The organism is Streptomyces cavernae, from assembly GCF_004023625.1.
GTDB classification, from domain to species: domain Bacteria; phylum Actinomycetota; class Actinomycetes; order Streptomycetales; family Streptomycetaceae; genus Streptomyces; species Streptomyces cavernae.
Window position 1 is genome coordinate 267,224 of sequence record NZ_RPDJ01000007.1, and the last position, 19,470, is coordinate 286,693.

19 protein-coding genes are annotated in these 19,470 nt (G+C 70.3%); 12 read left to right on the forward strand and 7 right to left on the reverse strand.

Annotation, left to right across the window (positions count from 1 at the left end):
* Positions 1 to 6: 6 nt before the first annotated feature.
* Together EF387_RS19670 and EF387_RS19675 are read right to left on the reverse strand one after the other, a co-directional pair.
* Complete coding sequence (locus EF387_RS19670) at positions 7 to 1,461, reverse strand: peptidoglycan D,D-transpeptidase FtsI family protein (protein ID WP_128377882.1); 1,455 nt, start codon at positions 1,459 to 1,461, stop codon at positions 7 to 9.
* A gap of 122 nt (positions 1,462 to 1,583) precedes the next feature.
* Positions 1,584 to 2,357, reverse strand: coding sequence for an IclR family transcriptional regulator (locus EF387_RS19675; protein WP_128377883.1), 774 nt, complete (start codon positions 2,355 to 2,357; stop codon positions 1,584 to 1,586).
* A 143-nt stretch (positions 2,358 to 2,500) separates the two neighbouring features.
* Between EF387_RS19675 and EF387_RS19680 the strand changes: the two genes are divergently transcribed.
* The 8 genes from EF387_RS19680 (at position 2,501) to EF387_RS19715 (ending at position 10,463) form a co-directional block, all read left to right on the forward strand.
* Positions 2,501 to 4,030 (forward strand): aldehyde dehydrogenase (NADP(+)), encoded by a 1,530-nt coding sequence (locus EF387_RS19680; RefSeq protein WP_128377884.1) that lies wholly within the window; start codon positions 2,501 to 2,503, stop codon positions 4,028 to 4,030.
* A 166-nt stretch (positions 4,031 to 4,196) separates the two neighbouring features.
* Positions 4,197 to 4,805 carry a DUF1349 domain-containing protein gene (locus EF387_RS19685; protein WP_128377885.1) on the forward strand — a complete coding sequence of 203 codons (609 nt, stop codon included), beginning with the start codon at positions 4,197 to 4,199 and terminating at the stop codon, positions 4,803 to 4,805.
* Between the two features lie 414 nt (positions 4,806 to 5,219).
* The gene (locus EF387_RS19690) at positions 5,220 to 5,723 is read left to right on the forward strand and encodes a GNAT family N-acetyltransferase (protein WP_202918316.1); all 504 of its coding nucleotides are present in this window, start codon (positions 5,220 to 5,222) and stop codon (positions 5,721 to 5,723) included.
* Positions 5,724 to 5,797: 74 nt separating this feature from the next.
* Positions 5,798 to 6,523, forward strand: a complete 726-nt coding sequence (locus EF387_RS19695) for a DsbA family oxidoreductase (RefSeq protein WP_128377886.1) — start codon at positions 5,798 to 5,800, stop codon at positions 6,521 to 6,523.
* 155 nt (positions 6,524 to 6,678) lie between these two features.
* Positions 6,679 to 7,728, forward strand: a complete 1,050-nt coding sequence (locus EF387_RS19700; RefSeq protein WP_128377887.1) for an aminotransferase class V-fold PLP-dependent enzyme — start codon at positions 6,679 to 6,681, stop codon at positions 7,726 to 7,728.
* 79 nt (positions 7,729 to 7,807) lie between these two features.
* Positions 7,808 to 8,503 carry an RNA polymerase sigma factor gene (locus EF387_RS19705; RefSeq protein ID WP_128377888.1) on the forward strand — a complete coding sequence of 232 codons (696 nt, stop codon included), beginning with the start codon at positions 7,808 to 7,810 and terminating at the stop codon, positions 8,501 to 8,503.
* Positions 8,504 to 8,555: 52 nt separating this feature from the next.
* Positions 8,556 to 9,731, forward strand: coding sequence for a maleylpyruvate isomerase family mycothiol-dependent enzyme (locus EF387_RS19710; RefSeq protein ID WP_128377889.1), 1,176 nt, complete (start codon positions 8,556 to 8,558; stop codon positions 9,729 to 9,731).
* A 213-nt stretch (positions 9,732 to 9,944) separates the two neighbouring features.
* Positions 9,945 to 10,463 carry a P-loop NTPase family protein gene (locus EF387_RS19715; RefSeq protein ID WP_128377890.1) on the forward strand — a complete coding sequence of 173 codons (519 nt, stop codon included), beginning with the start codon at positions 9,945 to 9,947 and terminating at the stop codon, positions 10,461 to 10,463.
* Between the two features lie 253 nt (positions 10,464 to 10,716).
* Here the strand turns inward: EF387_RS19715 and thpD are convergent, their stop codons facing one another.
* The 5 genes from thpD to EF387_RS19740 form a co-directional block, all read right to left on the reverse strand.
* A complete protein-coding gene (gene thpD, locus EF387_RS19720) occupies positions 10,717 to 11,634 on the reverse strand; it encodes an ectoine hydroxylase (protein ID WP_128377891.1) in 918 nt (305 codons plus the stop codon).
* A gap of 5 nt (positions 11,635 to 11,639) precedes the next feature.
* A complete protein-coding gene (locus tag EF387_RS19725; RefSeq protein ID WP_128377892.1) occupies positions 11,640 to 12,044 on the reverse strand; it encodes an ectoine synthase in 405 nt (134 codons plus the stop codon).
* A gap of 48 nt (positions 12,045 to 12,092) precedes the next feature.
* Positions 12,093 to 13,364, reverse strand: coding sequence for a diaminobutyrate--2-oxoglutarate transaminase (gene ectB, locus EF387_RS19730; protein ID WP_128377893.1), 1,272 nt, complete (start codon positions 13,362 to 13,364; stop codon positions 12,093 to 12,095).
* 76 nt (positions 13,365 to 13,440) lie between these two features.
* Entirely contained in the window at positions 13,441 to 13,980 is a 540-nt protein-coding gene (ectA, locus tag EF387_RS19735; protein ID WP_128377894.1) for a diaminobutyrate acetyltransferase, read from the reverse strand.
* Between the two features lie 343 nt (positions 13,981 to 14,323).
* The gene (locus tag EF387_RS19740) at positions 14,324 to 15,424 is read right to left on the reverse strand and encodes a pyridoxal-phosphate-dependent aminotransferase family protein (protein ID WP_128377895.1); all 1,101 of its coding nucleotides are present in this window, start codon (positions 15,422 to 15,424) and stop codon (positions 14,324 to 14,326) included.
* Positions 15,425 to 15,626: 202 nt separating this feature from the next.
* Between EF387_RS19740 and EF387_RS19745 the strand changes: the two genes are divergently transcribed.
* From EF387_RS19745 to EF387_RS19760, 4 genes are read left to right on the forward strand one after another with little or no spacing between them, the layout of a single operon-like run.
* Complete coding sequence (locus EF387_RS19745; RefSeq protein WP_128377896.1) at positions 15,627 to 16,496, forward strand: basic amino acid ABC transporter substrate-binding protein; 870 nt, start codon at positions 15,627 to 15,629, stop codon at positions 16,494 to 16,496.
* Positions 16,430 to 17,356, forward strand: a complete 927-nt coding sequence (locus EF387_RS19750) for an amino acid ABC transporter permease (RefSeq protein WP_420802597.1) — start codon at positions 16,430 to 16,432, stop codon at positions 17,354 to 17,356. The genes EF387_RS19745 and EF387_RS19750 overlap by 67 nt, the downstream gene beginning before the upstream one ends.
* Positions 17,353 to 18,141 carry an amino acid ABC transporter ATP-binding protein gene (locus EF387_RS19755; RefSeq protein WP_128377898.1) on the forward strand — a complete coding sequence of 263 codons (789 nt, stop codon included), beginning with the start codon at positions 17,353 to 17,355 and terminating at the stop codon, positions 18,139 to 18,141. The genes EF387_RS19750 and EF387_RS19755 overlap by 4 nt, the downstream gene beginning before the upstream one ends.
* A gap of 43 nt (positions 18,142 to 18,184) precedes the next feature.
* The gene (locus EF387_RS19760; protein ID WP_128377899.1) at positions 18,185 to 19,276 is read left to right on the forward strand and encodes an amidohydrolase family protein; all 1,092 of its coding nucleotides are present in this window, start codon (positions 18,185 to 18,187) and stop codon (positions 19,274 to 19,276) included.
* The last annotated feature ends 194 nt before the right edge of the window (positions 19,277 to 19,470 follow it).

Consider the following 19,470-nt stretch of genomic DNA (forward strand, 5'->3'; position numbering starts at 1 on the left):
CGTCGTTCAGTTCTCGAGCGCCGCCTGCATCATCGCCCTCGCCACCGGCGCCGCGAGCCCGTTCCCGGAGACCTCCGAACGGGCCGCGTCCGACTGCTCCACCATCACCGCGACAGCCACCTCCTTGCCGCTGGAGCCGGACTGCGCGTAGGAGGTGAACCAGGCGTACGGCGTCTCGCTGTTGTTCTCACCGCGCTGGGCCGTACCCGTCTTGCCGCCCACCGTGGCGCCCGCCAACCGCGCGTTGGTACCCGTGCCCTCCGCGACGACCGTCTGCATCGCCGACCGCAGCTGCTCCGCCGAGCTGGAGCTGATGATCTGCTCGGTCTTCGCCGAGTCGTCGTAGTCGGTGAGGACCGTGCCGTCCGCGTCACTGATCTGCGACACCATGTGCGGCGAGACCAGCTTCCCGCCGTTCGCGATCGCCGCCGACACCATCGCCATCTGCAGCGGGGTCGCGGTCACGTCGAACTGGCCGATGCCCGACAGGGCCGTCTCCGCGTCGTCCATGTCCGCCGGGTACACGCTCTCGTACGCGCGCACCGGCACGTCCAGCTTCGTGTCGTTGAAACCGAACTTCTCGGCCATCGCCCGGACCTTGTCCTGGCCCAGCTGAACGGCCATCTTCCCGAAGACGTTGTTGCACGAGTACTGCAGTGCGACGCGGATCGAGGCATCGGTGCAGGGGGCGGACGCGTTCTCGTTCGTCAGCTCCGACGTCGACAGCGGCAGTTGGTACGGGTCCGGGCTGTCCGTCCGCTCGTCCACCGACGAGTACAGCCCGTCCTCCAGCGCCGCCGCGGCCACGACCAGCTTGAACGTGGAGCCCGGCGCGAGCGGCTGGCGCAGGGCGCGGTTGTTCATCGGCTTGTCCGCGTCCCCGGTCAGCTTCTTCCAGGCGGCCGAGTCGTCACTGCCGCTGATCTCGCCCGGGTCGTACGAGGGCGTGGAGACGGCGGCGAGGATCTTCCCGGTCTTCGGGTCGATGGCGACGGCGCCGCCCTTCTTGCCGCCGAGCGCCTCGTAGGCCGCCTTCTGCACGTCCGGGTCGATGGTGGTGATCACATCTCCCGGGCGGGCGCGCTCGTCCGTGAGCACGCCCATCGGGTTCTTCAGCCGGCGGTCGGTGCCGTCGAGCAGGTCCCGGTAGACGCCCTCCAGCTGGGTCGCTCCGTACACCTGCGAGCTGTAGCCCGTGACGGCCGCGTAGAGCGGGCCGTCCGCATACGTGCGCTGGTAGGCGAGGTCACCGCCATCGGTCCGTTTCGAGCCGGTGATCGCGTTCCCGCCGACGATGATGTTCCCGAGCGGGTTCGCGTACTGCTCGATGATGTTCCGCCGGTTGTTCTTGTTCTCCGCGAGGGCCCTGCCGTCGTAGAACTGCACCCAGGTCGCCCTGACCAGCAGGGCGAGCACCAGCAGCAGTGTGAAGACGGCGGCTCGCCTGATCGTCGTGTTCATCCCGTTCATCCCGCCCGTAAGGACGAACGGCCGGATGCGGGACGTTCCCCGCCGCGGGGATTCTCAGAGAGTCCTCATGGAGAGTCGGACCCAGAGCCGCTGAACATCAGAGCCGCTGGGCGTCAGAGTCGCCGCGTGGCCAGTGTCAGCCGGTCCCGTGCGTCGAAGAGGGCGTCCTTCACCATCTGCTCGTGCGCCGGGGTGAGCCGGGCCACCGGCACCGAGCAGCTGATCGCGTCCCGGGCCGGGGTGCGGTATGGGATCGCCACCCCGAAGCACCGCAGGCCCAGCGTGTTCTCCTCGCGGTCCACGGCGAAGCCCTGCTCACGGACCTGGTGCAGTTCCTCGATCAGCTTCTCGCGGTCGGTGATCGTGTGCTCGGTCAGCGCGGGGAGCGTCTCCGGGAGCATCTTGCGGACCTGCTCGTCGGTGTGCGTGGCCAGCAGCGCCTTGCCCAGGGAGGTCGAGTGGGCCGGGAGGCGGCGGCCGACACGGGTGAAGGGGCGCAGGTAGTGCTGCGACTGGCGGGTGGCGAGATACACCACGTTCGTGCCGTCCAGGCGGGCGAGGTGGATCGTCTCGGTGGTGTCGTCCGACAGCCGGTCCAGGGTGGGCCGGGCCACGGCCACCACCTCGTCGCCGTCGATGTAGGAGGTGCCGACCAGCAGAGCGCGCACGCCGATGCCGTAGCGCGTGCCGGTGGCGTCCGTCTCCACCCAGCCGAGCTCCACGAGGGTGCGCAGCAACATGTAGAGACTGGACTTCGGATATCCGACGGCCTCCTGCACGGCGGCCAGGGAGTGCATTCCGGGGCGGCCGGCGAAGTACTCGAGCAGTTCAACGGTCCGCACCGCGGACTTGACCTGCGCACCGCCGCCTGTCTCGCCTGCCGACATCGCCCTTGACCCCCTACTCAGCCGGGAAATAGTCTCCACAGCATATTCACCATGACAGACAGCGTTCAGCATATCGAACATGCCTGGTGAGTGGCACAACAACTGCGGCATATATGCGGCATGAAATCTGGAGGGAACCCGCGGTGGCAGCAGCACCAGTCTGGAGTGTCGACCCCCGTACCGGGAAGCAGCGTGAGCAGGTTGCGGTGGAGGCCACAGCCCAGGAGGTGGACGAGCAGGTCCGCGCCGCGCACGACGCCAGAGGGGCCCTCGCCGACCGCGCCGTGCGTTCGGCCTTCCTGCGCACCGCCGCTGACCTGCTGGAATCGGCCAAGGACCAGCTCGTCGAGGCCGCCGACGCCGAGACCGCGCTCGGGCCGGTCCGGCTCACCGGTGAACTCGCCCGCACCTGCTACCAGCTGCGCGCGTTCGCGGACATCGTCGACGAGGGCGCGTTCCTCGACGTCGTGATCAACCACCCCGACGACACCGCGACGCCGCCCATTCCGGACCTGCGCCGCTACAAGGTGCCCCTCGGCGTCGTCGCCGTCTACTCGGCGTCCAACTTCCCCTTCGCCTTCTCCGTGGCCGGCGGCGACACCGCGAGCGCGCTCGCCGCGGGTTGCCCCGTCGTGGTCAAGGCCCACCCCGACCACCCGGCCCTGTCCGAACTGGTCGCGGCGACGCTGCGCCGGGCCGCCGAGCAGCACGGCATCCCCAAGGGCGTCGTCGGTCTCGTGCACGGCTTCGAGGCGGGCGTCGAACTGGTCAAGCACCCGCTGGTCTCCGCCGCCGGCTTCACCGGCTCGGTACGCGGCGGCCGGGCCCTGTTCGACGCGGCGGCGGCCCGCCCCACCCCGATCCCGTTCCACGGCGAGCTGGGCTCCCTCAACCCGGTCGTGATCACCGAGGCCGCCGCGGCCGAGCGCGCCGAGGCGATCGGCTCCGGGCTCGCGGGCTCGATGACGCTGGGCGTCGGCCAGTTCTGCGTCAAGCCCGGCCTGGTCCTCGCCCCGACCGGCGCCGCGGGCGACCGCCTGGTGAAGTCGCTCACCGAGGCCGTCAGCGACACCGACGCCGGGGTCCTGCTCGACCACCGTATGCGCGACAACTTCATCGCCGGTGTCACCGAGCGCACCGCGCTCCCGGACGTGGAATCCCCGGTGACCCCCGGAGCGGGGAGCGAGCACACCGTCAGTCCCGGCTTCCTCACCGTCCCGGCGGAGAAGCTGGCCGCGGAGGGCGAGCACGACCTGCTCCTTGAGGAGTGCTTCGGCCCCATCACCGTCGTCGCTCGCTACGAGGACGAGGCGCAGGCTAAGAGCGTCCTGGACCGCCTCCCCGGCAACCTCACCGCGACGGTCCACCTGTCCACGGAGGAGGCGGCCGGCGAGGGCCGCGGCGCGGAGATCCTCGCCGAGCTGACCCCGCTCGCCGGACGCGTCCTGGTCAACGGCTGGCCGACCGGTGTCGCGGTCGCCCCCGCCCAGCACCACGGCGGCCCCTACCCGGCCACCACCTCCACCTCGACCTCCGTCGGCGGCACGGCCATCGAGCGCTGGCTGCGCCCGGTCGTCTACCAGAACGCCCCCGAGGCGCTGCTCCCGCCGGAGCTGCGCGACGACAACCCGCTGGGGCTGCCGCGCCGTTACGACGGACGCCTCGAGCGCTGACCCGACCCGGGCCCGGTCGGCATGGCTCCGGCCGGGCCTTGGATCCGGGCTGGGTCGATTCGATTCCGCCGGGCCGTGGACCGGGGGTCAGTTGACTCGATTCCGGCCTGACACAGGACCCGGGCCCGGTCGACTCGATCGGGGCCGGACCTGGGACACTTCCGCCATGGATGTGACCCTTCCCGAACTCCCCTTCCCGCTCCGCACATACGGTCCCGACGGGCACTGGTCCTACGAGGACGGGGTGCTCACCGTCTGGGCGGGCGCGCGGCAGGACCGTTTCGTACCGCCCACGGGTGAGGCCCTGGACCCCGCCTCCGACGCGCCCCGGCTCCTCGGGGCCCCGGAGGGGGACTTCCAGCTGATCGCCCGTGTCACCGTGGGGTTCGGCGCGGCCTTCGACGCCGGGGCGCTGTACGTCCACGTGGGGGAGCGGGCCTGGGCGAAGTTCTGCCTGGAGAACTCGCCGGACGTGCCCACCGTCTGCACGGTCGTCACCCGGGGTCACTCGGACGACGCCAACTCCTTCACCGTGGACGGCACTTCGGTATGGCTCAGGGTCAGCCGCACGGGCCGTGCGATCGCCTTCCACGCCTCCCGTGACGGCAAGAAGTGGATCTTCATTCGGCTGTTCACGCTGGGCGACGAGAAGGAGACGTCGGCGGCGCTGGTGGGGTTCCTCGCGCAGTCCCCGGTGGGTGAGGGCTGTGTGACGACCTTCGACCACATCGAGTTCCGGGACTCCTGGCCGGAGGGGTTGCGGGACGGCACCTGAGCGGGTGGGTGCGCCGGAGGGTTCTTCGCCCCCGCCGCCCTTACCCTTCCCTTCCCCCAGGGGCTGCCGCCCCTTCGTCCCCGCTGACTCTCCGCTCCTTGGGGGCTGCCGCCCCCAGACCCCCGCGAATCCCGGGCTGCCCCGGGGGTGACTCGGTCGGGTGCGGGTGGGATGTGGCTGGTCGCGCAGTTCCCCGCGCCCCTGGAGGGGCGCGCCTGCCCCCAGGGACCGTGTCCTCCCGCGAATCCCGGGCTGCCCCGGGGGTGACTGCGTCGGGTGCGGGTGGGGTGTGGCTGGTCGCGCAGTTCCCCGTGTCCCTGGAGGGGCGCGCCTGCCCCAGCCCGGCTTGGGGGAGGGAAGGGTGACGCGGTAGGGGTGAGGAACCGTGGGGGGCATCGGCGCGTCCTCCGCCACATGATCAGAAAACCCGGCCCGGAACAACGGATCATTCGCACCGCCCTGCCCTCCGAAGCCCCCGTCATCACCGCCCTGCACACCCGATCCCGGGCCACGTACTACCCGGACGGCATCCCCCAGGACGGCACCGACTGGCTCGCCGCCTGGCGGTCGGCCATCGAGCGGCCGGACGGACATGTGCTGTGCAGCGTCAGCCAGGGCCGGATCGTCGCCGTGGCCTCCTTCCGCACCCCCGAAGGCAGCCCCACCGAGGCGGTCAAGCTCTTCCAGTTCCACGTCGACCCCGACCACTGGCGTTCCGGCATCGGCGCCGAGCTGCACGCGGCCTGTGTGGAGGAGTGGCAGGCCGACGGCAAGAAGACGGCCGTCCTCGACGTCCACGTCGGCAACCGCCGTGCCCAGGCCTTCTACACCCGCCACGGCTGGGTCCCGGATCCGGAGCACCCCTGCGCCCCGGGGGACCACCACCTGTTCCTCAGGTACGCCGTGCCCGGGGAATGAACCAAGCCGCTTGAAGGTTCACACACCAGCGGAGGGCGTCTCCGTACCCGTACGACCTGGAGAGAGTCGACACCATGCGCGTCGAGATCTGGAGCGACATCGCCTGCCCCTGGTGCTATGTGGGCAAGGCCCGGTTCGAGAAGGCGCTCGCCGCCTTCCCGCACAGTGACGGGGTCGAGGTGGTGCACCGCTCCTTCGAGCTCGACCCGAACCGGAAGAAGGGCGACAACGAACTCGTCCTGACCATGCTGTCCAGGAAGTACGGCATGAGCGAGGCCCAGGCGCAGGCCGGCGAGCACAACCTCGGCAAGCAGGCCGCCGCGGAGGGCCTCGCCTACCGCACCGAGGGCCGCGACCACGGCAGCACCTTCGACATGCACCGCCTGCTGCACTTCGCCAAGGAGCAGGGCAGGCAGGACGAGCTGATCCAGATCCTGTACCGGGCCAACTTCGCCGAGGAGGAATCCCTCTTCGAGGGCGACGAACGCCTCGTGGCGCTGGCCGCCGAGGCCGGTCTGGACGCGGACGAGGCCCGCGCGGTGCTCGCCGACCCCGAGCGGTACGCCGCCGACGTCCGCGCCGACGAGCGCGAGGCCGCCGAGCTGGGCGCGAACGGCGTCCCCTTCTTCGTACTCGACCGCAAGTACGGCGTCTCCGGCGCCCAGCCCGCCGAGGTCTTCACCCAGGCGCTGGAACAGGCCTGGGGCAACCGTTCCCCGCTGATTCCCGTGCAGCAGTCCGGCGACACCGCCGAGGCCGAGGCGTGCGGACCGGACGGCTGCGAGGTCCCCCAGCGCTGAGGGCACAGGCCGCGGTTCCGCGGACACGGGCCGAGGTGCTGGCGTAGGTGCGGACGCGAAGGCGCACGTCAGGGGGGTTCCATAAGCGTTGCTTGGAGAAACCACGTAGAAGTCCGCAATGGACGGGGGGTCCCCGGGGCCCCACAGTGGAGTGCATGGAGACCTTCGAAGCGCTCGTCAGCGCCGAGTTCGCACCGAAGACCGTCTATCTGAACACCGCCAGTACCGGGCTCCTCCCGGCCCGCACGGTGACCGCGATGCGCGCCGCCGTGGAGTCCGTGGCGGAGGGCGCGCCGCAGGACCTGTTCGCGGACGTGGAGGCCGCCCGTGCCGCCTTCGCCCGGCTGATGAGGGTCCCGGACCGCCGGGTGGCGGCCGGGGCCTCCGTCGCCGTCTACTCCGGGCTGATCGCCACCTCGCTGCCCGAGGGCGCTGAAGTCCTCACCGCGGAGGACGACTTCAGCTCCCTGGTCAACCCCTTCCACATGCGTTCCGACCTCAAGGTGCGCTCCGTGCCGCTGGAACGCCTGGCCGAGTCCGTGCGCCCCGGCACTCGGCTGATCGCGGTCAGCGCCGCGCAGTCGGCCGACGGACGGATCGCCGATCTGCCCGCGATCCGCGACGCGGCCCGTGCCCACGGTGCCCGTACCTACATCGACGCGTCCCAGGCCGCCGGATGGCTGGACCTGGATGCGGACGCGTACGACTACGTGTCGTCCGTCGCCTACAAGTGGCAGTTCTGCCCGCGCGGCGTGGCCTTCCTCGTCACACCGGAGGACCTCGGCGCGCTCACGCCGGTCTTCGCGGGCTGGGCCGCTGGGGAGCACCCCTGGGACAGCTGCTACGGCCCGGTCGAGGAACTCGCCCGATCCGCCCGCCGGTTCGACGAATCACCCAGCCTGTTCTCCTACGCGGGAGCCCGCCACTCCCTCGAACTCCTGGAAACGTTGGGCGTCGACGCCGTACGCGCCCACGACCTCGGCCTCGCCGACCGCTTCCGCGCCGGGCTGGCCTCACTCGGACACGAGCCCGTCCCGGCCCCGGGCTCAGCCATCGTGTCGGTGCCCGGACTCGGCGCCCGGCAGCCTGAGTTGAGCCGTGCCGGGATCGAGGTCTCGAACCGCGCGGGCCGTCTGAGGGCCTCGTTCCACTTGTACAACACGGCCGCGGACGTGGACCGCCTGCTGGAGGCGCTGGCCGGCTGAGTGCTCCGGGTGCCCACTGGCGCGAAAACCGATGGCGCTATAGGAAGGGCACCACGAGGTGGTGGTGTCCGTGGAGTCAATGGCCGACCAGGCAGACGGGTCCGGTGTGTCCGGTGTATCCGACACGTCCGACGCATCTGGTGTGTCCGGTGTGCTCGGAATATCTGATGGATCTGGTATCTCCGGCCCGTCCGTCAAGCCGTCCGCAGACGCGGAACTGCACCGTCGGCTGGTGTACGGGGACGAGTCCGCCCTGACCGAGGCCTATGCCGCGTACGGCGGACTCGTCCGGCGTGTCGCCGTACGCGTCACCAACAGCACGGCCGCCGCGGAGGACGTGGCACAGGAGGTCTTCGCCCACTTGTGGAGCCGGCCCTACGCCTTCGACACACGCCGCGGCTCCCTGCGCACCTGGCTCTCCATGCTCGCCCACCGGCGGTCCGTGGACTGGGTGCGCAGCGAGGCCCGGCACCGCAAGGCTGGCACGGACGACGCCGTGCTGCTCGCGATACCCGACACCGGCCCGGGCCCCGACGAGGCGCTGGTGGACCGCGAGCGCTCGCTGCTGCTGCACACCGCGCTCGCCGAACTCCCGCAGCCGCAGCGGGAGGTGGTCCACCTCGCCTACTTCGCCGGCCGCACCTACCGGCAGGCCGCCGTCGAACTCGGCATCCCCGAGGGCACCGCCAAGACCCGGCTCCGCTCGGCGTTACGCAAGCTGGCCGAGTACTTGGCCGAGGACCCACCCGACCCCGCGCTGGAAAGGGGCGCGTGATGGGCGACAGGGTCTGGAAGATGGACACCAGGGTCAGGGAAGGGGGCGCGCGATGAGCACGGAACACGACGGCGTACGTGACCTGCTGGCGGCCTGGGCCGTCGGCGCTCTCCCGCCGGCCGACGAGAAGACGGTGCCGCCGCACCTGGCGCAGTGCGAACAGTGCGCCACGGAGGCGGAACGGCTGCGCGAGACGGTGCGCCTGCTGAACGGCACGCACCACGGCACGCACCACGGCATGCCGACGCCCCGGGCGGCAGCAGAGGCGCCCACGGAGACGACCGCGGAGGCGACCGCAGCGGCCGCCACCGAGCGGAACACGCGCGCCCAGAGGAACACCCGCGCCGAGCGCAACGGAGTGGGCCGGACCGGCCCCTCACCGAACGGGCAGGCCGAACCCGGCGGCGTTCTCGCCCTCGCCCTGCGCGCCCGCCCCGCCGCCGCCCGGGTCGCCGACCACGCCGCCCCCTACGCGGGGGCCGTCGCCGGACTCCAGGCGCTGCTCGCGGAATTGGACGGAGACGGCGGGGCCTGGGGCACCCCCGTCGTGCACGACTGGGACGTGCACGGCACCGTCGCCCATCTGCTCGCCGCCGACGAGCCGTTGGTGCGGCGGCTCGGACTGAACACACGGGTGCCGGACTCGCGCATCCCCGCGGACCTGCCCTGGGTCGACGCCTGGGCCGTGCGCACAGCGGACGTGATCGCGCATGAGAGGGCGCGGACACCGGACCGGACCCTCGCCGCGTGGCGGGCGCAGGCCGCGTCGCTGCTCGCCTCTCCCGAGGCGCACGATCCCGGACTCGCCGCCCGGGCCACGACGTTGATGGGGCTGCGGCTGCCGATCGCCGACCACTTCCTGGTGCGGGCCTTCGAGGTCTGGATCCACACCGACGACATCGGCCGGGCGCTGGGGCGCGCCGTGCCCCCGCCGCCCGACCCGCATCTGTGGCAGCTGATCCGGCTCGCCGTACGCATCCTCGGTCTGGCCCTCGGCCCCACGGCGCCCTCCGTCCGGTTCACGGTGACCGGCGCCGGCCGGGACGACCAGTGGGTCCTGGGCTCGGAGCACGAGCCCGTCCGCGCCGAACTCGCCCTGGGTCCGGTCGACTTCTGCCTGCTGGTGGGCGGCCGCCACGACCCCGGGGCGATCCCCCGGACGGCCACCGGCGACGAACTGGCCGTACGGAACGTCCTGGAACGCGCGGCCTCACTGTCGTGGCTCTAGGGCCCCTCTGATGGATCTCCGCGGCGTCGCGACGCCCGGCACGCACTCCCCCAAGCTCTCGGCTTCGCTCGAGCAGGGGGACCCCCATGACGCCGCTCCTGTCTCCGCGGAGATCCATCAGAAGGGCCTAGCATCGTTGCATTCGGCGAGTCGGTGGTGGCTGGTGAGGAGCGCGGGAGCGTTCCTCACCGGGCGCCGGGATAGGGTGCACCCGTGGAACGGATCTTGGTGGTGGGTGTCACCGGTGCGGGCAAATCCACGCTCGCCCAAACATTGAGCAGTCGTCTGGGCCTGCCCTACCACGAGATGGACGCGCTGTACTTCAACGGCCCCAACTGGGCCACCAACAGCAAGTTGACCGAAGACGTGTCGACGCTCACCGCCGAGCCGCGCTGGATCATCGACTCTCTCGGCTATCCGGAAGTCCGTGACCTGTTGTGGGACCGGGCCGACACCGTGCTTTGGCTGGACTATCCCAAACGCGTCATCATGCCCCGCGTACTGCGCCGGTCCGTCCGGCGAACCGTCACACGCGAGCTGATTTTCGGCGGCAACAGGGAAACCTGGACGGGCTGGCTGAGCCGGGAACACCCGGCCTGGTGGGCCTGGTCCCAACACGGGGTCCGCCGCCGCGAAGTCAGGCGCCGTGTCGACGATCCCCGCTTCGCCCATCTCGACACCCTCCGCTTCGGCCACCCCATCGACACGGCGGCCTGGCTGGCATCCCTCTGACCCGGCGGGCCAGGGCCTGAGCAGTCGGACCCGCCTCGCCTCGCCTCCGGGGGGGGGGGGGGGGGGGGGGGGGGGGCCGGGGGGCGGGGGCCCCCCCCCCGCGCCGCCCCGCCGTACGGAGGCGAGGCGAGGCGGGTCCGACTGCTTCACGGGCGCCGAGATGCCGGGCCATGTGCCGGAGGACGTGTGGTCCTCCGGCACGTCACGGCCCAGCTCGCGGCTGAGTTCTGGCCTGGTCAGCCGGGAAGTTGTCTCACCGCACGGGTGTGAAGTCCCGGGCCCCGATGAACTCCGGTCGCCGCACGGGTGCGGCGAACGGCTCGACCGCCGCGTTCTCCACGCTGTTGAACACGATGAAGACGTTGCTGCGCGGATAGGGGGTGATGTTGTCCCCGGAGCCGTGCATGCAGTTGCAGTCGAACCAGGTCGCCGAACCGGCCCTGCCGGTGAAGAGCCTGATGCCGTGCAGGTCCGCGAACTTGGTCAGCGCCTCGTCCGACGGTGTGCCCGCGTCCTGCATCTGCAGCGACTTCTTGTAGTTGTCCTTGGGCGTGGCGCCCGCACAGCCGAGGAACGTCCGGTGCGAACCGGGCATGATCATCAGCCCGCCGTTGGTGTCGAAGTTCTCGGTGAGCGCGATCGACACCGACACGGTCCGCATGTTCGGCAGCCCGTCCTCGGCGTGCCAGGTCTCGAAGTCCGAGTGCCAGTAGAAGCCGGAAGCCCCGAAGCCCGGCTTGACGTTGATGCGCGACTGGTGGACGTACACGTCCGAGCCGAGGATCTGCCGGGCCCGGCCCACCACCCGCTCGTCGCGCACGAGCCGGGCGAAGACCTCGCTGATCCGGTGCACCTCGAAGACCGAGCGGATCTCCTGCGACTGCGGCTCGATGATGGAGCGTTCGTCGGCGCGCACCGCCGGGTCGTTGATGAGCCGCTCCAACTCGTCGTGGTACAGCGCCACTTCGTCGTCGTCGATGAGCTGCGGGACGGCGAGGAAGCCGTCGCGCTCGAACGCCTGGAGGTCACCCGTCGTGATCGGCCCGGGAGCGTCCGGCGCACCCCAGACGACCGGGTCCTGACGGGGGACCGCCACCTCGGTGGCGCCGCGGGTCGGGTACAGGTCGGCGACGGGATGCGAGCCCACGGTCGTGCTGGTGATCGTGGTCATGGACTTCAGACCTCCTCGGGTTCGGTGAGCAGGGGGTAGACGCCGTTCTCGTCGTGGTCCTCCCGTCCGGTCACGGGCGGGTTGAAGACGCAGATGCAGCGGAAGTCCTCCCTGATCCGCATCGTGTGCCTCTCGTGCCCGTCGAGGAGGTACATGGTGCCCGGCGTGATCGTGTACTTCTGTCCGGTCTCGTCGTCGGTGAGCTCGGCCTCGCCCTCGACGCACACGACGGCCTCGATGTGGTTCGCGTACCACATCGACGTCTCCGTTCCCGCGTACAGGATCGTCTCGTGCAGCGAGAAGCCGACCCGCTCCTTGGCGAGGACGATGCGTTTGCTCTCCCACGTGCCCGACGCGGCCTTCACATGCCGGTCGGTGCCCTCAAGCTCCTTGAACGAACGGACAATCACGGTGCCGCCTGCCTCTTTCTTCTCTCGTGTGGGTCGTGTCGCAACGGGTCAGGCCGTCTCACGGACGGCGCGGGCGAGGATGCGCAGTCCCTCGTCCAGCTCCTCGGGGGTGATCGTCAGCGCGGGGAGCAGCTTGACGACCTCGCTCTCCGGGCCGGAGGTCTCCACCAGCAGCCCGAGGTCGAAGGCGCGCGCGGCGACCCGGCCCGCACGCTGCTTGTCGTGGAACTCCACGCCCCAGACGAGCCCGCGGCCCCGGTACTCCTTGACGTCGGCGCGGTTCTCCTCGGTGATGCCGATCAGCGTCTGCTCGATCTGCTCGCCGCGCTTACGGGTCTGCTTCTCCATGGCGGGCCCGTCGGACCAGTACGTCTGCAGGGCCGCGGCGGCGGTGACGAAAGCGGGGTTGTTGCCGCGGAAGGTGCCGTTGTGCTCGCCCGGCTCCCAGATGTCCAGCTCGGGCTTGAACAGGCACAGCGACATGGGCAGTCCGTAGCCGCTGATGGACTTGGAGACGGTGACGATGTCGGGCACGATCCCCGCCTCCTCGAAGGAGAAGAACGCGCCGGTGCGTCCGCAGCCCATCTGGATGTCGTCGACGATCAGGAGCATGTCCTGCCGCAGGCACAGGTCCTGCAGGGCGCGCAGCCACTCGGTGCGGGCCACGTTGATGCCGCCCTCGCCCTGGACGGTCTCGACGATCACCGCTGCGGGCTTGTTGAGTCCGGAACCCTGGTCCTCCAGCAGCCGCTCGAACCACAGGAAGTCCTCGACCTTGCCGTCGAAGTAGTTGTCGAACGGCATCGGCGTGCCGTGCACGAGCGGGATGCCCGCCCCGGCCCGCTTGAAGGCGTTGCCGGTCACGGCGAGCGAGCCGAGCGACATCCCGTGGAAGGCGTTGGTGAAGGAGACGATCGCCTCCCGGCCCTTGACCTTACGGGCCAGTTTCAGCGCGGACTCCACGGCGTTGGTGCCGGTCGGGCCCGGGAACATCACCTTGTACGGCAGATCGCGCGGGCGCAGGACCAGGTTCTGGAACGACTCCAGGAAGGCGCGCTTGGCGGTCGTCGACATGTCGAGGCCGTGGGTGACGCCGTCACGTTCCAGATAGTCGATCAGAGCCCGTTTGAGTACCGGGTTGTTGTGACCGTAGTTGAGTGATCCGGCACCGGCGAAGAAGTCGAGGTACGCATGGCCGTCCTCGTCGTACATGGTGCTGCCCTGCGCCCGGTCGAAGACGGTGGGCCAGCTGCGGCAGTAGCTGCGGACCTCGGACTCCAGGGTCTCGAAGACGCTCAGGTCGGGCTGGGTGATGGTCATGGCATTGCTCCTCGAGGCGTGGGGGGTGGGGAGGCGTTGGGACTGGGGGGCGTGGCGGGGGTGGGCCGTGGCGGGGTCAGAACGACAACGGCCCGATGCGGTACAGCACCTCGGGCGCGTGCGACCCGTCGGGGAACAGCCCCGTGCCGAACAGGACCTCCTGCTGCACCTGTGCACCGTGACGTTCGGCGTACGAGGTGAACAGGCGCTCGGAGGCGGTGTTTCCGGGTGTGATGGTGGTCTCGATCGCGGCCAGCCCGCGCTCGTTCGCGACCCGCGCGGTCAGCCCTTCGAGCAGTGCGCCGGCCAGACCCCGGCCGCGCTGCGCCGCGTCGACGGCCACCTGCCAGACCAGGAGCGTGCGGGGGCGCTCCGGCCGGACGTACGCCGTGATGAAACCGACCGGCTCACCGCTCGCGTCGCGTGCCACCGCCGTGGTGCCGGCGAAGTCACGGCACCACAGCAGGTAGCTGTACGAGGAGTTGAGGTCGAGGGTTTCCGAGTCCCTGGCGATACGCCACAAGGCGGCCCCGTCGGCCACCTCGGGACGGTCGATCCGTAGTCCTTCAGGCATTCCGGAGAATTCAGCTTGCGGGTCTGCTTGTGCAGCGGTCATGCGGATTCAATTTACCGAGGGAAATTTAAAAATGCATCGTCGGTCGGGGTTACTTACCGCGGGTCGATGTGTTATCGCGCGGGCGCGTGCGTCCGCGTGAACTGACGAGGAAACGCCCCGGTTTGGCCGGTAAATATCGCAGAAAACGGACACTTGTGGAGTGTGTCACAAGCTCTTGACCGTCACGAAACCTGCCCGAATCCCGCCCGGCGGCGTTCGCGAAATCTTTGCGTTTAGGTAAACGAAAACGGGGCAGAAGGAGACGGGAAGCTGCATTGGAATAACTATTGGAAAATGGCCGCCCGAGTGGATCGTAATTCGTGATGACTTTGCGTGTTCCGGATCATCCCCAGGCCTTGTCCACCGCTCGCCCGGCCGCCTCCGGATCCACCGGCGCTCCGCCCTCGGCGAGGGCCCGGACCAGGGCGGTGACGCTCGCGTGCACCACATCCCGGTTCGCGTCCGTTCCGTAGTGGTTCACCCGGATCATCTCGGCGGCGAGCGCGCCCCCACCCGCGGCCAGCGGGAGCGCCGGGTCGCGGGCCAGTGCCGACGCGACCAGTTCGGCGGCGTTCACCCCGGCGGGTGTGCGCAGGGTCGTGGCGACGGGGGCGGCGTTCCGGGCCCCACGCACGAACGGCTGGAGCCCCCCGCCGTGCGCCCGTACGCCCGCTCGGACCGCCCGGGCGGCCGTGGTGTGACGGTTCATCACGGCGGCGAGGCCCACGGTCTCGATCCGCTCCACACACGCCTCCAGTGCCAGCATCTCCAACTGCGCCGGAGCGTGCGGCAGCACCTTGCGGCCCCCGTCGATCCACCGCTCCTTCCAGTCCAGCAGCGAGAGGTACGAGCGCCGCGGCGCCGAGGGGTTCGCGGCCATCCGCGCCCATGCCCGCTCACTGACCGAGACGGCGGACACCCCGGCCGGACCGCCCATCGCCTTCTGCGCCCCGATCACGCACAGGTCGACGCCCCACGCGTCCGTGAGCACCGGCTCGGCCGCGATCGACGCGACGGCGTCCAGGTAGAGCAGCGCGCCGTGGTCCCGCACCACGTCCGCGATCGCGGCGACGGGATTGGTGTTCCCCGTCGCGGCCTCCGCGTGGACCAGCGAGACGAAGTCGATCTCGGGGTGCGCGGCGAAGGTCTCCCGGATCTGATCGGCCGTCACCGCCGTGTGGAACGGCACCGCGAGATCGATCACCCGCGCCCCGCAGTCCCTCAGCCAGTCGCCGAACGTCTGCCCGTACGGCCCGGTGATCACGTTCAGCGCCGTGGTCCCGGGCCCCGCCGTCGCGCGGATGGCGCCCTCCAGCGGCAGTAGCGCCTCACCCTGCATCACCACCACGTCCTGCTCGGTGGCGAGCAGCCGCGCCACCCGGTCCTCGATCGCGGCGAACCGCTCGGCGCTCAACGGGGCCAGATCCAGAAAAGGATGCGTCACGGGGTGCTCTCTTCGCTCATTGGGTAGGGAGGGGGAGGCGAAAACCGTGGTCGGCATGTGCATGCTGGCCATCTTCGAGCGTAACCGCACGACCCGTACCGATAAGTCGCAGGTCATGGAGTCTGATGACCATGGGAATTATTTGAGGGCCCCCAAGCCTTCCTTATAATCGGAACCCTTCGTCCCCTTCCTGGAGGTCCCCGTGAACACCGCCCTCGGCCGCCCGAGGCGATCCCTGGTCGCCAGAGTCGCCACAGCCGCCGCCGCGACGGCCGGACTGCTGCTCGTGGCCGGCTGCTCCTCGGACGACGGCGGCGGTCCGACCACCGTCAAGGGGGTCACCCTGGCCAAGGGCGGTCAGCTGACCACCTGCACCCATCTGCCGTACCCGCCGTTCCAGTCGGAGATCGACGGCAAGGTGCAGGGCTTCGACGTCGCGCTCATCGACCTGGTGGCGCAGGACCTCGGGGTGAAGCAGGAGATCCTGGACACGCCCTTCGAGAACTTCAAGACCGGCGCGTTCCTCAACTCCGGCGACTGCGACCTCGCCGCGGCCGGCATGACGATCACCGACGAGCGCAAGAAGAACGTCGACTTCTCCGACCCGTACTTCGAGGCCACCCAGGCCGTCCTCGTCGACAAGAAGAGCGGGATCGGGTCCCTCGCCGACACCAAGGGCAAGAAGCTGGGCGCCCAGGCCGAGACCACCGGCGAGGAGTACGCCCGGGGCAAGGGCCTGAACCCGGTCTCCTTCGAGTCCTCCGACGCGGTCCTCAACGGACTGCGCACCGGCCAGGTCCAGGCCGTCGTCATCGACTACCCGGTCGTCCAGGGCTGGCTGAAGGACAAGGCCAACGCCGACGCCTTCAAGATCCTCGACAACCTCAACACCGGTGAGCAGTACGGCTTCTCGGTGAAGAAGGGCAACACCCCGCTCCGCGACGCCATCAACAAGGCGCTCACGGAGGCCAAGACCGACGGCACGTACAAGAAGCTGTACGAGAAGTGGATCGGCCCGTACGACGAGTCCGCGGCGACAGGTGGATCCGCGGCCTCCCCGTCGGCGTCATGACCGGCACCGGCACATCGGACACGGGTACATCGGAGCCGGGCACACAAGTACCAGTGCGTAAGCAGGGCTTGACCCGCCGTCAGAAGACAGCGGTCTCGCGAGGCGTCCAGTACGCCGTTTTCGTCGCCGCCGTGGCCGCCCTCGCGGTCACGGCGGACTGGGACCGGCTGCAGAACCAGTTCGCCCAGGCCGACCTGGCCGAGCGGATGTTCCCGGAGATCATCACCCTGGCGCTGAAGAACACCGTGCTCTACACGGTGTCCGGTTTCGTCTTCGGGCTCGTGCTCGGCATGGTCGTCGCGCTGATGCGGCTGTCGTCCGTGGGCCCGTACCGCTGGGTCGCCGGGATCTACATCGAGATCTTCCGCGGACTGCCCGCCCTGCTGATCTTCATCTTCGTCGGCGTCGCCGTACCGCTCGCCTTCCCGGGCACCGAGATCCCCGGCGGCACCTACGGCAAGGTCGCCCTGGCGCTCGGCCTGGTTTCGGCCGCGTACATGGCCGAGACGATCCGCGCGGGCATCCAGGCCGTGCCCAAGGGGCAGATGGAGGCGGCGCGTTCACTCGGGTTCTCGCACGCCCGGGCCATGGTCTCGATCATCATCCCGCAGGCGTTCCGCATCGTGATCCCGCCGCTCACCAACGAGTTGGTCCTGCTGTTCAAGGACTCCTCACTCGTGCTGTTCCTCGGCGTCACCCTGGAGGAACGCGAACTGGCGAAGTTCGGCCGCGACCTGGCCAGCCAGACCGCCAACTCCACCCCCATCCTGGTGGCGGGCCTGTGCTACCTCCTGGTCACGGTCCCGCTCGGATTCGTCGTACGCCGTCTCGAGGCCAAGGCAGGGGAGGCCACGAAATGACCCGGCCGGAGATCCAGACCAAGGACCTGCACAAGTCCTTCGGCGACAACGAGGTGCTGCGCGGCATCGACCTGGAGATCGGCCGGGGCGAGGTGGTCTGCGTCATCGGCCCGTCGGGCTCCGGGAAGTCCACCCTCCTGCGCTGTGTGAACCTCCTGGAGGAGCCCACCAAGGGCCAGGTGTTCGTCGGCGGCACGGAGATCACCGACCCCGACGTCGACATCGATGCCGTACGCCGCCGTATCGGCATGGTCTTCCAGCAGTTCAACCTCTTCCCGCACCTGACGGTGACCGAGAACCTCACCCTGCCGCAGCGCCGGGTCCTGAAGCGGGACAAGGCGGAGGCGGCCCGCGTCGCCGCGGAGAACCTCGCCCGCGTGGGCCTCGCCGAGAAGGCGGACGCCTACCCGTCCTCCCTCTCCGGCGGCCAGCAGCAGCGCGTGGCGATCGCCCGGGCCCTCGCCATGGGCCCCGAGGTGATGCTCTTCGACGAGCCCACCTCGGCCCTCGACCCGGAACTGGTCGGCGACGTCCTGGCCGTGATGCGCATGCTCGCGGACGAGGGCATGACGATGATGGTCGTCACCCACGAGATGACCTTCGCCCGTGAGGTCGCCGACCGGGTCGTCTTCATGGACGGCGGAGTCATCGTCGAGCAGGGCGCGCCGGACCAGGTCATCGGCAGCCCGAGCCACGAGCGGACCCGCCATTTCCTCTCCCGGCTCCTGGACCCCGCGCGAGCGGAGGTGGAGGAGACCGCGGACCGGGCGGGCAAGACCGAGTAGCCGGCACTAGGGGGACTTTCCCGCACCCCCTAAGGTGCCAGGTATGAGCGAACGCGCGGTGCTGCACGTGAGGGGCCGGGTGCTCGTCGGACCGGAGGAGGTCCATGACGAGCTGTGGGTCGTCGACGGCCGGATCTCCTACGACCGGCCGTCCTCCGCCCGGGACATCCGTACCGTCGAGGGCTGGGCGCTGCCCGGCCTCGTCGACGCCCACTGTCACGTGGGCCTCGACCATCACGGCGCGGTTCCCGAGGACGTCGCCGAGAAGCAGGCGCTGACGGACCGGGACGCGGGCACCCTGCTGATCCGCGATGCGGGTTCCCCCTCCGACACCCGCTGGATCGACGACCGCGACGATCTCCCGAAGATCATCCGAGCGGGCCGGCACATCGCGCGCACCCGCCGCTACATCCGCAACTACGCGTGGGAGGTCGAGCCGGAAGACCTGGTCGCGTATGTGGGCCAGGAGGCGAGACGAGGCGACGGCTGGGTCAAACTCGTGGGCGACTGGATCGACCGCGACCTCGGCGACCTCTCCGCGTGCTGGCCGCGCGACGCGGTCGAGGCGGCGATCGCGGAGGCCCACCGCCTGGGCGCCCGGGTGACGGCACACTGCTTCGCCACGGACTCCCTCCGCGACCTGGTGGAGTCGGGCATCGACTGCATCGAACACGCGACGGGCCTCACGGACGACCTGATCCCCCTGTTCGCCTCCCGCGGAGTGGCGATCGTCCCCACCCTCGTCAACATCGCCACGTTCCCCGACCTCGCGGCCGGCGGCGAGTCCAGGTTCCCCCGCTGGTCGGCCCATATGCGCCGACTCCACGCACGCCGCTACGACACGGTCCGCGCCGCGTACGACGCGGGCATCCCGGTCTACGTCGGTACGGACGCGGGCGGCGGGCTGGCACACGGACTGGTGGCGGGGGAGGTGGCGGAACTGGTGACCGCGGGGATCCCGGCGGTCGACGCGCTCTCGGCCACTGCGTGGAGGGCGCGGCAGTGGCTGGGACGGCCCGGACTGGAGGAGGGGGCTCCGGCTGACCTCGTGGTGTACGAGACGGATCCCCGCGAGGACGTACGGGTCCTCGCGGCGCCGCGGCGGATCGTACTGAACGGTTCGGTGGTCGGTTAGCCGGACCCCGGCCCGGGTGGGGTGGTCGGTTGACCGGACGCCGGCCGGGTTGGGGTGGTCGGTTAGCCGGACGCCGGCCGGGTTGGGTCAGCCGAGCTGGGTCGGCGGGCTGGGTAACCGGGCTGGGACGCCGGTTTGTTGGGTCGGCCGGGCTGGGCCGGCCGAGCCGGGCGGACGCGGTGGCGTGCCCGTCA

Excerpts from the sequence above, each read along its gene's own strand:
- EF387_RS19705 (WP_128377888.1), top strand. The coding sequence starts at position 7,808 with ATGGCCGACCAGGCAGACGGGTCCGGTGTGTCCGGTGTATCCGACACG.
- EF387_RS19700 (WP_128377887.1), top strand. The coding sequence starts at position 6,679 with ATGGAGACCTTCGAAGCGCTCGTCAGCGCCGAGTTCGCACCGAAGACC.
- EF387_RS19675 (WP_128377883.1), bottom strand. The coding sequence starts at position 2,357 with ATGTCGGCAGGCGAGACAGGCGGCGGTGCGCAGGTCAAGTCCGCGGTG.
- EF387_RS19755 (WP_128377898.1), top strand. The coding sequence starts at position 17,353 with ATGACCCGGCCGGAGATCCAGACCAAGGACCTGCACAAGTCCTTCGGC.
- ectB (WP_128377893.1), bottom strand. The coding sequence starts at position 13,364 with ATGACCATCACCCAGCCCGACCTGAGCGTCTTCGAGACCCTGGAGTCC.
- EF387_RS19685 (WP_128377885.1), top strand. The coding sequence starts at position 4,197 with ATGGATGTGACCCTTCCCGAACTCCCCTTCCCGCTCCGCACATACGGT.
- EF387_RS19670 (WP_128377882.1), bottom strand. The coding sequence starts at position 1,461 with ATGAACACGACGATCAGGCGAGCCGCCGTCTTCACACTGCTGCTGGTG.
- thpD (WP_128377891.1), bottom strand. The coding sequence starts at position 11,634 with ATGACCACGATCACCAGCACGACCGTGGGCTCGCATCCCGTCGCCGAC.
- EF387_RS19690 (WP_202918316.1), top strand. The coding sequence starts at position 5,220 with ATGATCAGAAAACCCGGCCCGGAACAACGGATCATTCGCACCGCCCTG.
- EF387_RS19710 (WP_128377889.1), top strand. The coding sequence starts at position 8,556 with ATGAGCACGGAACACGACGGCGTACGTGACCTGCTGGCGGCCTGGGCC.
- ectA (WP_128377894.1), bottom strand. The coding sequence starts at position 13,980 with ATGACCGCTGCACAAGCAGACCCGCAAGCTGAATTCTCCGGAATGCCT.
- EF387_RS19695 (WP_128377886.1), top strand. The coding sequence starts at position 5,798 with ATGCGCGTCGAGATCTGGAGCGACATCGCCTGCCCCTGGTGCTATGTG.
- EF387_RS19760 (WP_128377899.1), top strand. The coding sequence starts at position 18,185 with ATGAGCGAACGCGCGGTGCTGCACGTGAGGGGCCGGGTGCTCGTCGGA.